The 13,724-nt window shown below is 53.5% G+C and carries 15 protein-coding genes; 7 read left to right on the forward strand and 8 right to left on the reverse strand.

The window, feature by feature from the left end:
• Window positions 1-170 precede the first annotated feature (170 nt).
• Window positions 171-1,058, reverse strand: coding sequence for a hypothetical protein (locus V7676_RS09090; protein WP_335659369.1), 888 nt, complete (start codon window positions 1,056-1,058; stop codon window positions 171-173).
• Window positions 1,059-1,158: 100 nt separating this feature from the next.
• Window positions 1,159-2,469 (reverse strand): S8 family serine peptidase, encoded by a 1,311-nt coding sequence (locus V7676_RS09095; RefSeq protein WP_335659370.1) that lies wholly within the window; start codon window positions 2,467-2,469, stop codon window positions 1,159-1,161.
• 126 nt (window positions 2,470-2,595) lie between these two features.
• Here V7676_RS09095 and V7676_RS09100 point away from each other — a divergent pair, with 126 nt between their 5' ends.
• Together V7676_RS09100 and V7676_RS09105 are read left to right on the forward strand one after the other, a co-directional pair.
• Complete coding sequence (locus tag V7676_RS09100; RefSeq protein ID WP_335659371.1) at window positions 2,596-3,084, forward strand: RNA polymerase sigma factor; 489 nt, start codon at window positions 2,596-2,598, stop codon at window positions 3,082-3,084.
• On the forward strand, window positions 3,081-3,803 hold the full coding sequence (locus V7676_RS09105) for an anti-sigma factor family protein (RefSeq protein ID WP_335659372.1): 723 nt from the start codon (window positions 3,081-3,083) through the stop codon (window positions 3,801-3,803). The genes V7676_RS09100 and V7676_RS09105 overlap by 4 nt, the downstream gene beginning before the upstream one ends.
• Before the next feature lie 105 nt (window positions 3,804-3,908).
• Here V7676_RS09105 and V7676_RS09110 read toward each other — a convergent pair whose 3' ends face one another.
• Both V7676_RS09110 and V7676_RS09115 read right to left on the reverse strand, forming a co-directional pair.
• The gene (locus V7676_RS09110) at window positions 3,909-4,235 is read right to left on the reverse strand and encodes a hypothetical protein (protein ID WP_335659373.1); all 327 of its coding nucleotides are present in this window, start codon (window positions 4,233-4,235) and stop codon (window positions 3,909-3,911) included.
• Between the two features lie 111 nt (window positions 4,236-4,346).
• A complete protein-coding gene (locus V7676_RS09115; RefSeq protein WP_335659374.1) occupies window positions 4,347-5,033 on the reverse strand; it encodes a spermidine synthase in 687 nt (228 codons plus the stop codon).
• 309 nt (window positions 5,034-5,342) lie between these two features.
• Here V7676_RS09115 and sdhC point away from each other — a divergent pair, with 309 nt between their 5' ends.
• The 4 genes from sdhC to V7676_RS09135 all read left to right on the forward strand — a co-directional run bounded on the left by sdhC (window position 5,343) and on the right by V7676_RS09135 (window position 8,853).
• On the forward strand, window positions 5,343-5,741 hold the full coding sequence (sdhC, locus tag V7676_RS09120) for a succinate dehydrogenase, cytochrome b556 subunit (protein WP_335659375.1): 399 nt from the start codon (window positions 5,343-5,345) through the stop codon (window positions 5,739-5,741).
• Window positions 5,742-5,745: 4 nt separating this feature from the next.
• Complete coding sequence (gene sdhD / locus V7676_RS09125) at window positions 5,746-6,135, forward strand: succinate dehydrogenase, hydrophobic membrane anchor protein (protein ID WP_335659376.1); 390 nt, start codon at window positions 5,746-5,748, stop codon at window positions 6,133-6,135.
• Entirely contained in the window at window positions 6,135-7,967 is a 1,833-nt protein-coding gene (gene sdhA, locus V7676_RS09130; RefSeq protein ID WP_335659377.1) for a succinate dehydrogenase flavoprotein subunit, read from the forward strand. The genes sdhD and sdhA overlap by 1 nt, the downstream gene beginning before the upstream one ends.
• 70 nt (window positions 7,968-8,037) lie before the next feature.
• The gene (locus tag V7676_RS09135; protein WP_335659378.1) at window positions 8,038-8,853 is read left to right on the forward strand and encodes a class I SAM-dependent methyltransferase; all 816 of its coding nucleotides are present in this window, start codon (window positions 8,038-8,040) and stop codon (window positions 8,851-8,853) included.
• A gap of 29 nt (window positions 8,854-8,882) precedes the next feature.
• Here V7676_RS09135 and V7676_RS09140 read toward each other — a convergent pair whose 3' ends face one another.
• The 3 genes from V7676_RS09140 to V7676_RS09150 are packed head-to-tail and all read right to left on the reverse strand — an operon-like array spanning window position 8,883 to window position 11,145.
• Window positions 8,883-9,443, reverse strand: coding sequence for a hypothetical protein (locus V7676_RS09140; protein WP_335659379.1), 561 nt, complete (start codon window positions 9,441-9,443; stop codon window positions 8,883-8,885).
• Window positions 9,444-9,490: 47 nt separating this feature from the next.
• Window positions 9,491-9,997, reverse strand: coding sequence for a hypothetical protein (locus V7676_RS09145; protein WP_335659380.1), 507 nt, complete (start codon window positions 9,995-9,997; stop codon window positions 9,491-9,493).
• A gap of 20 nt (window positions 9,998-10,017) precedes the next feature.
• Window positions 10,018-11,145, reverse strand: a complete 1,128-nt coding sequence (locus tag V7676_RS09150) for an alpha-hydroxy acid oxidase (protein WP_335659381.1) — start codon at window positions 11,143-11,145, stop codon at window positions 10,018-10,020.
• A gap of 150 nt (window positions 11,146-11,295) precedes the next feature.
• Here V7676_RS09150 and creD point away from each other — a divergent pair, with 150 nt between their 5' ends.
• Window positions 11,296-12,723: a cell envelope integrity protein CreD gene (gene creD, locus V7676_RS09155; RefSeq protein ID WP_335659382.1), complete on the forward strand. Its 1,428-nt coding sequence runs from the start codon at window positions 11,296-11,298 to the stop codon at window positions 12,721-12,723.
• A 9-nt stretch (window positions 12,724-12,732) separates the two neighbouring features.
• On the opposite strand, the gene ypfJ is transcribed toward creD, so the two are convergent.
• Window positions 12,733-13,641 (reverse strand): KPN_02809 family neutral zinc metallopeptidase, encoded by a 909-nt coding sequence (ypfJ, locus tag V7676_RS09160; RefSeq protein ID WP_335659383.1) that lies wholly within the window; start codon window positions 13,639-13,641, stop codon window positions 12,733-12,735.
• Window positions 13,642-13,724: the final 83 nt, after the last annotated feature.

Below are 13,724 nucleotides of genomic sequence, written 5' to 3' on the forward strand. Positions count from 1 at the left end.
GCGCTCGTTAGCGGAGGTTTGAGGATTCGGCTAGAGTAGTAAATCATAGGAATTTTGGTGCCAGCTTCCTATTAAAAAGCGCGCCGGAACTTATCCGACGCGCTTCCTACGTAAAATGGTGTAGGGGCATTAGACGCAACTGAGTCATTTACACCATTTTGACGATCCGATTATTTGCTGGCTTCACTTTGGGCTTCTTGTGATTTAGCCGCTTTTTTAATCTCGCCCTTGCTCATCGCGGTGACAAGAACATCACCCGATCCGGCGAAACTAGCTGCTGGCAAGGTTGCCGTGCGGTTGCCCGCTTCCACGACCACGGATTGAACAATGCCCGACCCGGTTTGCTGAACAGTCTGGACATATCCGACAACACGGCCCTTGGGATCTTCGATGGGCATGCCCGGCATGACTGAGAACATTCCGCTCGCATTTGCAGCGGAGCTGCCCGATGCAGCCAATTGGCCGAGATTACCCATGGCCATTCCGCTTCCAGTACCGCTCGCATTACCACTTGCGTTTCCTGCCAAAGAGCCGGCAGTTGACGCGGAAGAGACGGCGTTGCCAGCTGTTCCGGCAACCGTGGATGCAGCGCCACCGGCAGTAGATTTGGCAGTTTGGCCAATATTACGCGCAGTGCCTACCGCTTGTCCCGCTGTGGAGCGGACGGCATCGGTGCCGAGCAAGGTTGCATCCGCGCCGCCATTTGCCGATCCGCTTGCCGTGCCGTTGGCTGCGCCATTGACGCTATTGGTTGGCAGATCAGCGGCACCGATCAACGAACCATTTGCGCTAGAGCTGCTGTTCGCATCGGTTGCGACGCGGCCAGAACGCGTATCGATCGTCCTGTCAATTTGAGTGGAACTGGCAACTCCGCCGCGGCCGGTCACTGATCCGGTAGTACGGTTGATCGTATCAGATCCCATTGTGCTGCCTAGACCGCCGCCGAGCGAACCGCCCAATGATCCGCCAAGGCCGCCCGCGCCGCCGAGCAATTGCGCTGAGGCCGGTACAGCGGTGAGAAATGCGATCGTTAATGTGCTTGCGATAAACTTTTTCATAATCTTTCTCCATTTATGACGATGATATTTTCGTCGTCTGGAGAAGCAACGATGGGGATAGGTAATTTAATCCATCAATCCGCAAAATAATTGAAATAAATTATCGAATGCCGCAGTTTCCGCAGATAAGACCGTTGCCATAAATTTTATCCGGACCCTTTTTACCAAGGTCTTTGGCTTCTTTGATCAAGCCATTTATGGCGGGCTTGATATTGGTGATGCTGGGCGCGGGATAATAGGATGCCAGTCTTGCGGCAGCCAATGGCGCGGCAAATGACGTACCGCGCAATGGGGCCATCGTGCCATCTAACGCTGCACCTTTAATATCTGCCCCCGGTGCAGCAAAATCGACCGGCGTGGCTATTCCGGCCTCCGGTAAAGCCCGTTGCCGTTGGTCGACACCGGTCACGCCGATGACGCCAAGATAGGACGCCGGGAAGCGTTGCGGCGCAGCAGGGCCGTCATTTCCCACAGCAGCAACGATTAATAATCCCTTTTTCTGTGCAGCGGAGACGGCATTTTTTAGAAGACCATTATTGGGCCCGACCAAACTAATCGTCACCACCGATATGTGGCGCTCAACCATCCAGCCCAGCGCCCGCGCTATAGCCGTTGCGTTTCCGCCCGCTGGATCGCGGCCATATATATCTGCGGCCAGCAATCCTCGTCCCGAAATTCCGGGATTGGCGGAAAGAAGTGATGCAATGGCGGTGGCATGGCTGCTGGCCGTCGGGGCACCTTTCGCAAAGCCGCGCTGCTCCACCGCCATTGTGATCATTTTATGGCGGGCCACACCGCCGTCGATCAATCCCAATGCGCCGGATTTTGCGCTGCCGCTGGCCAGAGTCATTGTGGGAAGCGGTGGTGCATATGTTGTGGAGGATATGCTGCTGGGAAAATATATATTATCAGCGCTTATGTCTGCTTCGCTGGCAATCTTCTGTAATTTCTTCTGTTCTGATTTCAACTTTTTGCCTTGACGCACCGCCAGTTTTACAAAATTCAGGTCGAGGCCTTTGATAGTCTCGCGCTCCAGCACCTGAAACCCTTCCTGTTGGGCACGCTGCAAAGAGGCTTCAGATATGCCAGTGGCCACAAGGATACCGCGCACGGCCGGATCTCCATTGCTGTCGCGCTCGACATAGGCTTCATTCTGCCGGAGAAACTGATTGAGGCGATCGACGCGGAGCCGGTTTAACAATATTTTTAATTCGGACGTGCTCAACTGATCCAACATGCTGGCATCGACAGTGGAAGTCACAGGATCGACTAATGGTTTGGTTATGTCGTCAAATCCCGAATTGGGCAGGGGTAAGTTGCGGCCGACATTGGGGATCGACAATTGTGCAATCGCGGCGAAAGGAACTAGCGCGATTACCATCGCCGCAAGCCATTTTCTCTTCGTTTTCATATTTGCCTCTTTCGCACGAATGCTGGAATTTTGATTTCAAATTTGCTTTTTTTTGTTTTCAGGGATTAAACGCGCTAGGTCCATCGTTTCATCCATAGACGATAAATAAAAGGATATCCGCGCTGAATGGCATTTGAACAGGATCTGCTGGAATTGCTTCCGCGATTGCGGCGTTTCGCTCGCAGCCTGACGCGCAATATCGATGATGCAGATGATCTGTGTCAGATGGCCATTGAACGCGCCCTATTAAAGCGTGACCAGTGGCAGGCAGGAACAAGACTGGATAGCTGGATGTATAGAATTACACGAAATATATGGATCGACACGGTGCGTTCTGCCGGTCGGCGGGAACATGTCGCAAATGACGATGGCGCAATGGAAAATATTGCGGGAGACGATCATCAGCGGATGGAATCGCGCATGGAACTTAGGGACGTCGACCGCGCCATGGATGAATTGCCGCTGGAGCAGCGGGAGGCTGTTTCCCTCGTGCTGGTAGAGGGTTTTGCCTATAAAGAGGCCGCAGAGCTGCTCGAAATTCCGATAGGAACCCTGACATCACGGTTGGTACGCGGCCGCGAAGCCCTGCAACGCGCTTTGGGAGAGGCCGCATGACATTCGATAATGAAACTATCATGACCTATGTTGATGGTGAGTGCGATGCTGTAACCGCGAAGCGGATTGAAAAGGCGATGGAAACAGATGCCAATCTCGCCGAGCGGGTCGAACAGGAACGTGCGCTTCAGAATAAACTGGCCGCCCATTATGCGCCGGTGATGGACGAGGCGATACCTGATCGTCTGACATCTCTGTTGACCGGCTCGCTGGACAGTAATGTCGATACAAGTTTTGCATCACGAAAATCCGGTCAAGAGCGCGCCCTAGAACAAAGGCGCGGTTTTGGTTTCGCCCAATGGGGCGCGATGGCGGCAACATTGGCGATCGGCGTCGCTGTCGGCCAATTTGGTTTGGGCAGTGAAACCGGCCCTTTTCAGCAGAGCGATGGAGCATTAATTGCCAGTGGTTCGCTTGAAACGGCTCTGGAAAAGCAATTGGCGTCTGCACAGCCCGAGAAAAGCGACTATCGTATCGGCCTTACATTTCGGGCGAAGTCGGGCGATGTTTGCCGAAGCTTTACCGGCAATGCGGTTGCCGGAATTGCGTGTCGTGAAAAAGAAGATTGGCGGCTACATGCAACTGTACCCGGCAGTCCATCAGGCGATTATCGTCAGGCCTCTAGCGGTCAGATTAATGCAAAGGCGGCGGAGTTAATGGCTGACGCACCGTTAGATGCGAAAGCCGAACGGAGATTGATGGAGAAAGGCTGGAAATAGGGCGGAGTATTGGCGCTGGTTTAAATGCTGGCGCTAAGCTTTCTAACTTCAACAGACATAAAAAAGGCGGGATCATGTCCCGCCTTTTATCATATGTGATTGCTTTTATTTGCCTACAGAAACCCGAACAGCACGGAAATTGCGATCCCGCATTTCCTCGACATAATCGCTATCGGCATCCACCAGTTCATTCCTATATTCTTCCCAGGCATCGCGCGTGTCTTCTTCGTCGGTAGCGCGGCGAAGGTCGCTTTTCAGTTCCTTGTCTGCTTCCAGTATATCGGCGAGATAATTATACCAAAATTTATTATATTGGCCCGCAATCGGTTCTTCGCGAACTTCTACATGATGTTCGGTGCCGTTATGGGCCAGAGCGGGGGATGTGGTCGCGCTGATGATGGCCAGACTAGCGATGAGTGCAGTTATACGCATATGTAAGTCTCCTATATGAGTTGCTTGATAGAAGAACGAAACGGTGTGGGTATTTAATCCACCTGTGGGAAATTATTTTTTTATTATGCGTATTTGGGAGCGCGCCGAAATTTAACCTTTGGTCGCCAACCAGATCATATGCCGTGCACCTTTGCCATTTTGCCGGGCGCTGACGGTATGTTCTTCCACAATCAGGCGGGCTTTTTGTAATCGTCTGGTGAAACGGGAATCGGCCTCGCTGGACCAGACCGCCAACACTCCGCCGGATTTGAGCGCTGATTTTGATGCTTGCAAGCCAGCCATATTATAAAGCCGGTCATTGCTTTCATGCGTCAAACCGTCGGGGCCGTTATCGACGTCTAACAGGATGGCGTCATATTCGTTGCTGGCTTGGGCAATAATATTGCAAACATCTCCGACAATGATTTCAACGCGCGGGTCTTCGAGAACATCGCCGCAAAGTTCATGCATCGGACCGCGTGCCCATTTAACGACGGCGGGGATAAGCTCTGCAACCGTTATCCGGGCATCGGCGGGTAAGGCCTTTATGGCAGCGCGCAAGGTGAACCCCATGCCAAAGCCGCCAATTAAAACATGCGGACGAGGGCGCGGTATGATTTTTTCGCAGCTCAGATCGGCTAGAGCCTCTTCGGACCCGCTCAACCGGCTGTTCATCAACTCGATCCGGCCGAGCATGATCGAAAATTCATTATTGCCTTTTAACTCGCGCTTATAAAGCCGCAATTCGCCGCCGCCGCTTGGTATTTGTGCTGTATCCAGCAGCTCCCGCGCGATCATCGAACGAAACTCGCGCCATTGGCGTCAAGGGCCGTGCCCGTCATCAATATATGTGTTTTTGCCTCTGTCATAACGCGGTCGAATAGAGCGGGCTTCGCGAAAGGTCCAATAAGAGATGCAGAACCGCTCATATTTTTGTTGGGAAATGGCGATTTGAGGGTGCCAATCGGCAATTTAGTTCAAAAAACCGCATGATGAGCGTATAAAAACGCTGCTATCCTGTTTGCATGCCGCCATGTTTTCGCTAAAGCACGGGTTCGTTTACAAAGACTCCAGCAACGCGCGGGGTCTCTGATCAGGGGACAAAAATTGGTTAAGCCAACGAACCGGCCATTATCGCCGCATTTGGGAATATATAAATGGGGCCCGCATATGCTGGTCTCTATCCTTCACCGTGTCACGGGTGACGCGCTTGCTTTGCTAGGTGCACCAATATTGGTTTGGTGGCTTTATAGTATTTCAGCCGGGCCAGAGTCGTTTGAAACCTTCACGGGTATCATGACTTCGATTCCCGGTTTTATTGTCATGATCGGCATGTCCTTCGCCCTGTTTGAACATACATATTCCGGCCTGCGCCATTTTGTATTGGATACCGGCGCTGGTTATGAGCTCCAGACGAACAAGCTCTGGTCTTCTGCCGTGCCCATATTGGCGCTGCTTTCTACCGGGGCGCTCTGGCTCTTTATCTCTACAAAGTTGATTGGATAAGACGATGGGATCAGGAACAGAAATCGGTAGAGTTCGCGGTCTTGGCTCTGCCAAACACGGCGCCCATCACTGGATCATTCAACGCGTAACCGCCGTCGGCAATCTCGCGATGATTGCATGGCTGCTCATCTCTTTGTTGAGACTGCCCAATTACGAACATGAACTGCTCATCGGCTGGCTGTCTTCGCCGCTGGTTGCGGTTCCGATGATACTCATGCTGGTTAGTATTTTCTGGCATTTGCGGCTTGGGCTTCAGGTGTTGATCGAGGATTATATCCCGGATCACGGCCTGAAATTCGGCATCATCATCTTGCTTAACTTTTTCGCCATTGGCGGTGCAGCACTTGGAATTTTCGCTGTTGCCAAGGTCGCCTTTACCGGAGTGGTCGCTTAATGACTGACACAAATTCAAAACCCGCTTATAAAATTATCGATCATATGTTCGACACCGTTGTCGTGGGTGCCGGTGGGTCCGGTTTGCGCGCGACTATGGGTTCTGCGGAAGCCGGTCTGAAGACCGCTTGTATCACCAAAGTTTTTCCAACCCGTTCGCACACTGTTGCGGCGCAGGGCGGTATTGCGGCGTCACTGGGTAACAATACGCCGGATCATTGGACCTGGCATATGTATGATACGGTCAAAGGTTCTGACTGGCTGGGTGATCAGGACGCGATTGAATATCTCGTCCGTGAAGCACCGGCAGCAGTCTATGAACTGGAACATGCCGGTGTGCCTTTCTCTCGTAACGAAGATGGCACAATCTATCAGCGTCCCTTTGGCGGCCATATGCAGAATATGGGCGATGGCCCGCCCGTACAGCGGACCTGTGCCGCGGCCGACCGTACCGGTCACGCAATGCTCCACGCGCTGTATCAACAGAGCCTGAAATATGACGCGGATTTCTTCATCGAATATTTCGCAATCGATCTCATCATGGAAGACGGCGAATGTCGCGGCGTTATTGCCATTTGTCTGGAAGACGGTTCCATCCACCGTTTCCGCGCCCATGCGGTTGTCTTGGCGACCGGCGGCTATGGCCGTTGCTATTATAGCGCGACATCTGCCCATGCCTGTACCGGTGACGGCGGCGGTATGGTGCTGCGCGCTGGCTTGCCATTGCAGGATATGGAGTTTGTTCAGTTTCACCCGACCGGCATTTACGGTGCGGGCGTTTTGATTACCGAAGGCGCACGCGGTGAGGGCGGTTATCTGACCAACTCCGAAGGCGAGCGTTTCATGGAACGCTATGCGCCAAGCGCGAAAGATTTGGCTTCTCGCGACGTTGTGTCGCGCTGTATGGCGACTGAAATCCGTGAAGGCCGCGGTGTTGGGCCGGAGAAAGATCATATCTACCTCCATCTCGATCATATTGATCCAGCTGTTTTGGCGGAACGTCTGCCGGGCATTACCGAGACCGGCAAGATTTTCGCTAATGTCGACCTGACGCGTCAGGCTCTACCGGTTGTGCCGACAGTTCATTATAACATGGGCGGCATACCTTGTAACTATCATGGCGAAGTCGTGAACCCGACCAAAGATAATCCCGATGCTGTCGTACCGGGCCTTTATTCTGTGGGTGAAGCGGCTTGTGTTTCGGTGCACGGCGCGAACCGTCTCGGCTCTAACTCGCTGATCGATCTTGTGGTATTTGGCCGTGCAACCGGCTTGCGTCTGAAAGACAAGCTGACACCCGGCACGCCTCACAAGCCATTGCCAAAGGACTCGGCTGATCTCGCGTTGGCTCGTCTGGACCATTTCCGTTATGCGAAAGGCGGCACAACAACTGCTGCCCTGCGCACTGAAATGCAGAAAACAATGCAGAAAAATTGCGCCGTGTTCCGCGATGATGAATTGTTGTCCGAAGGCGTGGCCGCAATGCGTGCGGTTAACCAGAAGATGGGTGATGTCAGCGTCACTGACCGTTCCCTAATCTGGAATACCGATCTCATCGAAACGCTGGAGCTGGATAACCTGATGGCTCAAGCGGTCGTTACGATGGAAAGCGCCGCCAACCGCAAGGAAAGCCGCGGTGCGCACATGCAGGAAGATTATGAAGACCGTAACGATAAAGAATGGATGAAACATACGGTTGCGACATTTGACGGTTGGGGCGGTCCTGATAAATCGCGCGGCACCGGCAAGGTCAATATCAGCTATCGTCCGGTCCATGATTATACGCTGACTGACGAAGCGGAATATGTGAAGCCGAAGAAGCGGGTCTATTAAATAGCATCCAACATTTGTTCCGGAACATGGGTTGGTGTGTCTGTCTATTTTAGCAGAGGGTACCAAGATTATGTCCAATGAAGAGCAGATTGAATATTGGAATGACAATGCCGGCCTGAAATGGGCGCAGCAGCAAGGTGCAATGGACGTATTTCTCGCGCCCGTTACATCCTTGCTGATAGACGCCGCTGCCATTGCGCCCGGTGAACGGGTTTTGGACCTTGGCTGCGGTACCGGTGAAACTGTCCTAATCGCAACGGAAGCCGGCGCGCATGTTACCGGTGTTGATGTGTCGAAACCGATGCTGGATCTGGCGCGGTCGCGGGCGGATGGCCGGGCCGAACTATTACTGGCGGATGCATCGGAATATCGTGCGGATGAAGGATTTGACCTGATCATTTCGCGATTTGGCGTGATGTTTTTTGAAGATCCGGTCGCCGCATTTGCCAATATTAAAGCCAATTTAAAGCCCGGTGGCCGCATGGTTTTTGCATGCTGGCAGAGCCCGAAAGTGAATTTGTGGGTGATGGTCCCGATGCAGGCAATCAAGCCATTATTGCCGGAAGCACCAGAGACGGACCCGCATGCACCCGGCCCCTTTGCATTTTCCGATCCCGACCGCCTGAAAAGCATATTAACCGACGCGGGTTTTGCCAATGTGTCTATGACTTCTCATCTTGTCGATATTTGCATTTCCCAATCCGATGGCGTGGATGGAGCGGCATATTTTTCATCACAAATCGGCCCCGCATCGCGGGCGATGGGCGAAGTTGATGATGAGCTGAAGTCCAAGCTAATGGTAGCATTGAGAGAGGCGCTGGCGCCTTATGATGACAATGGGCGCGTTGTGTTACAGGGTGGTATCTGGATTGTGCGCGCTAGCTAGGAGTGTCTGTCTCCACAGATGATATCGCGTCAAAATCCTCGCAAATCATATGTTAATGCGAAGTGGTCAGGGCGACGATGGGGAAAGCAGCCCTTCGTCACTGCTACACCTTTCAGAAAACTGCGCCGCGCATTGCCGGCCGCGATAGCACTTAGGAACCGCCGCTCGGCCGCATTGGCGCCGGAAATTTCACGCACAATGCCGCGAAAGGGGATAAGACCGCCGATGATAGATCCGGCAATCCGGCTCGCACCTTCTTCGCGTTTTTCGGCATCGCTGACATCGTCCAGCTGATTAATATCAGGGCCGAGCACGGCATCAAGTTGCCCAATTTCAAATCCGAGCGCGCGGCATCCGCGCATATTTTCCAGATCATAGGGGTGATGCTGAATCGCTAACAGCTTTGGCGGGATCGGATCTTGCCGCATATTCACGTCTTTTACCGGCTGCATCACGGCGTTTTCAGCATGTTCCTGCATCGAGCTATCTTTGTTCGGTACTTCTGCCTGCGCGCCGACAGCAAAACTCAGTGTCATGGCCAATGATAATCTCGCTAAAGATAATCCAGCCATCGCTCGGTTGATGGACATGATGTCCCTCCCTAGCTGCCCCCTAGGTTATACTCCGCTATGGTAGTTTACGGACGGGCAGGGGCCTTGCAACCCCTTTCTCGTCCGACGCCTTTCAGAAAACCGCGACGAACCACGCCGGCATAAACGGCGGCGTTATATTTCCGTTCGTCGCCTGCTGCGCCGGATACTTCCCGGACAATCCCGCGAAATGGGATGAGACCTCCCAATAGTCCCCCAGCGACACGGCCTGCGGTTTCCTCGCGTTTTTCTGCTCTGGATTTGTCGACCTCTTCATTCACATCGGCCGCCAAAACCGCATTAAGTTCGGTCACTTCCTGAATGATCGCGGCACAGCGTTTCATGCCGGTGAGGGAATAGGGATCATCTTGAATAGCGATAAGCTTTTCAGGGATTTTAGTTTTTTTTAGGCCCACATCTTTGACCGGCGTGGTCGCTGCATCGACCGTATGCTCTTCCATCGACTGATCCGGATCGGCCTGCTGCGCCTGAAGTGGGGCAGTGAGGATAAGTGTTGCTAGGGAAGCGGTCGCTAATTTTGCAATATGGTGCATCACTATTTCCTTGTTTAGTTTTAAGATCGGTATCGCAGATTATTGCGGTTCAACTGATCAACGGATGTCACGCCCATTAGTTTCATGTCCCGTGCGATTTCAGCTTGCAGCAAGCCGAGGCTGCGTTCAACCCCTGCCTGACCGGCAGCGGCCAGCGCATAGAGATAGAGCCTGCCACCTGAACAGGCCTTGGCACCGACGCTCAGCGCTTTCAGAACATGGCTGCCGCGTGTAATGCCGCCGTCGCAAATCACGTCGATTTTATCGCCGACCGCATCGCAAATTTCAGCAAGCTGGTCAAAAGGCGCGCGGGAGCCATCCAGTTGGCGTCCGCCGTGGTTGGAGACCATGATCGCCGTTGCGCCAATGTCGACGGCACGTTTTGCATCCTCAACCGACATAATGCCTTTTAGACAAAATTCACCGCCCCAGTCTTTACGAATATCTTCGGCCATCGCCCAGTCGAGTGATTGATCGAGCATGGTTGAGAAATATTCGGCTACCGACAGGGCGACGTTGGTTCCTTCTGCGACATGGCTTTTAAGATTGGACAGCTCAAAATTCTCGCGGAACAGATAGTTGAGCGCCCAGCTTGGTTTGGCGGCATAGCTCAGGAAACTGGCAGGCGTGATTTTGGGCGGGCTGGTAAAGCCGGAGCGCAAGCAGCGTTCGCGATTACCACCGACAATCGTATCAACCGTCAGCGTGAGCGCATCAAATTTCGCAGCCTTGCAGCGGTCCACCATCGACTTGTTAAGGCCTTTATCCTTGTGGACATAAAGCTGGAACATTTTCGGGGTGCTGATGCTTTCGCCAATTTCCTCTATGCTGACTGTTGCCAGCGATGAGATACCAAAAAACGTCCCGAATTTCTCCGCCGCTCTGGCGACTCCGCGCTCGCCTTGCCAGTGGAATAGGCGCTGCAAGGCGGTGGGCGACAGAAAAAGGGGCATGGCCAGTTTCTGGCCCATGACGGTGGTGCTCATGTCGATAGTCTCGACCCCAGCCAAAACATTGGGGACAAGGTCGCAGGCTTCATAGGCGGTGGTATTGCGGCGGCGTGTGACTTCGTCATCCGCTGCGCCGTCAATATAGTCAAAGATTGGGAAAGGCAGGCGCTTTTTGGCAAGAGAACGAAAGTCGTTCACATTGTAGCAATCCGCCAATGTGTTAATTCGTCGCACGTAAGCCTCGATTCGTCGCTAACAGAACAGTCGGTGTGATCATGATTAGAGCAATGACAGTGGCTTGCAATAGCGGTAGGCACTTAGAAACAGGGATTGAGAGGGAAATGCAATATGAATAAAACCGCCGAAGAGACGCAATCGCCGCAGCTAGCTGTGCGGCCGGAACGATCACCGGGGGCGAAATTCCTGTTGGTGCTACTCACCGGATTTTTGCTGGCCATCCCGTTATTCGCAAGCTGGCTGCTCATCTATGATCGCCAGAGCCAGAGTGAACAGGCCGAGCGATCCATCGTCACCGGTTGGGGCGGCGAGCAAGTCTTTGCGGGCCCGAAAATTGTGTTGCCTTACAGAGCCAAGGTCCAGGAATCGGTGGAGCAGGACGGCAAAACCGTGACGCGCACCAATATCGTGACGCGCGAACTTTTCCTGTCGCCAGAAGTCATGACCTTTAACAGCGACATCCAGACCGAAGTAAAAAGCCGCTCCATCTACGAGGTTGTGATCTACAACAGCAACGTAACCGGCTCCGCCTCGTTCAAATTGCCCGAGGATTTTAACCGCTCCGGCATTGATCCGACGGATATAGATTTTGCGCGCGCGGAAATCCGCTTTGGGTTGTCCGATGCACGGGGGTTAGCGGCGGATAACAAGCTGTCCGTTGCTGGGCAGTCTCTTGTTCTGCAACCGGGCAAAGGTCTCGGCGAGACCGGCAATACCGGCTTTTTCTCATGGTTAGATGCTACCGCTTTGGCAGACGGCACGATCGACGTGAAATTCGATGTGAAATTCCGCGGGACCGAGAGCCTGACCATGGTGCCGGATGCTGGCCAGACTAACTGGACCGTGACGTCCAAATGGCCCCACCCTAGCTTTACGGGTGGATTCCTGCCGGAGAATAAAGTCACGAAGGCTGGTTTTACCGCGAAATATAATATTTCCAATCTCGCGCTGGGAACGTCTTTAACCTCAATGTTGCCGGGGCAGCAAATCTATCCGTCCAGCGATGACCGGGGTTATAATGCTTACGAAGCCGGCGGGGCCTCCGCAGGGCCTTCCAGTGTGACGGTTAATTTCATCCAGCCGGTCGACCTCTACGATCAAGTCAGCCGCGCGACCAAATATGGCTTCCTGTTCATTGGATTTACCTTTGTCGCATTTCTGTTGTTCGATCTGATCGGCGGCGTGCGTATCTCGTCTGTCCAATATATATTGGTCGGTGTGGCGCTGGTGCTATTCTTCATATTGTTGCTAGCCTTTGCCGAAATTATCGGCTTTGCCTTGGCCTATATCGTCGCATCTATAGCGACGATCGGGCTGATCACAGCCTATGCCGCATCGGTTCTGTCCAGTTGGCGAAGCGCATCGATAATCGGCGGCCTATTGGCGGCGCTATATGGCGTGATCTATATATTGTTGAGCTTGGAGGCTTACTCGCTGCTCATCGGATCCCTGCTGATCTTTGCCGCTCTAGCCGGGGTGATGTTCGTCACCCGCCGGCTAGACTGGACCCGCACGTTGCAGAAAAATCCTGCAACCTGACCGGACAAACTAGAAAACCGCGCCGCTTGCGAATGTATCGCAGGCGGCCGGATCTCCGGTTTGCATCCCTTTTTTAAGCCACGCCATGCGCTGCTCGGACGTACCATGTGTGAACATGCTCTCGACCGGGCGCTGTCCGGCCCCGCGCATGAGCGTATCATCGCCAATGGCATGAGCAGCGGTCAGGCCTTCTTCGACATCGCCAGCTTCCATCCGGTCGGCATTTTGCGCAGCCCAGACACCGGCATAGCAATCCGCCTGTAATTCCATACGGACTTGCAGACCATTGCCTTCGGCCTTGCTGGCACGGCCCTGTGCCTGACGCACCTGATCGGCTGTCCCGCTTAAATTCTGTATATGATGACCCACTTCATGGGCGATGACATAGGCTTTCGCAAAATCACCCTTCGCACCCATTTTCGTTTCCAGTTCGTTGAAAAACGACGTGTCGAGATAAATGCCCTGATCAGCGGGACAATAAAATGGTCCTGCAGCAGAACTGGCCGAACCACAGCCGTTGGAGCTAACGCCGCCTTGATAAAAGTTGAGCGTTGTGGGCTGATAGTTTGAGCCATTCGCCCGAAATAATTTAGACCAAGTCTGTTCGGTAGAGCTTAGCACCTGACCGGCAAACCGTTCTTCCGCTGTGTCATAGGCGACCGCGTTGCCAGAACCAGCGCTCTGACTGCCGCCGCCACCCGTCAACATGCTCGCACCGCCACCAAAATACATAAAAGCCAGAGCCGCGCCGCCGATCAGCAGGATGGTCCCGCAGCCCATTTTCCGGCCAAGCAACATCGGGAGAAAACTGAGCAGTAGGCCCAATCCTCCGCCGCCCCCGCCACCAAACCCCCGGCCACCGCCGCCGCTGCCATGGTCACGGACATTTTTGCTGGGATCGAGGTCATCTAAACGCATGGCTAATACTCCTGTTGCGACCCAATTTGCCTGAATCAACGAAAAGCGCAAGTAGGCGGCATTTCTTTTACAAATATCCATTG

It is taken from the genome of Parasphingorhabdus sp. (assembly GCF_036963805.1).
Taxonomy (GTDB): Bacteria; Pseudomonadota; Alphaproteobacteria; order Sphingomonadales; family Sphingomonadaceae; genus Parasphingorhabdus.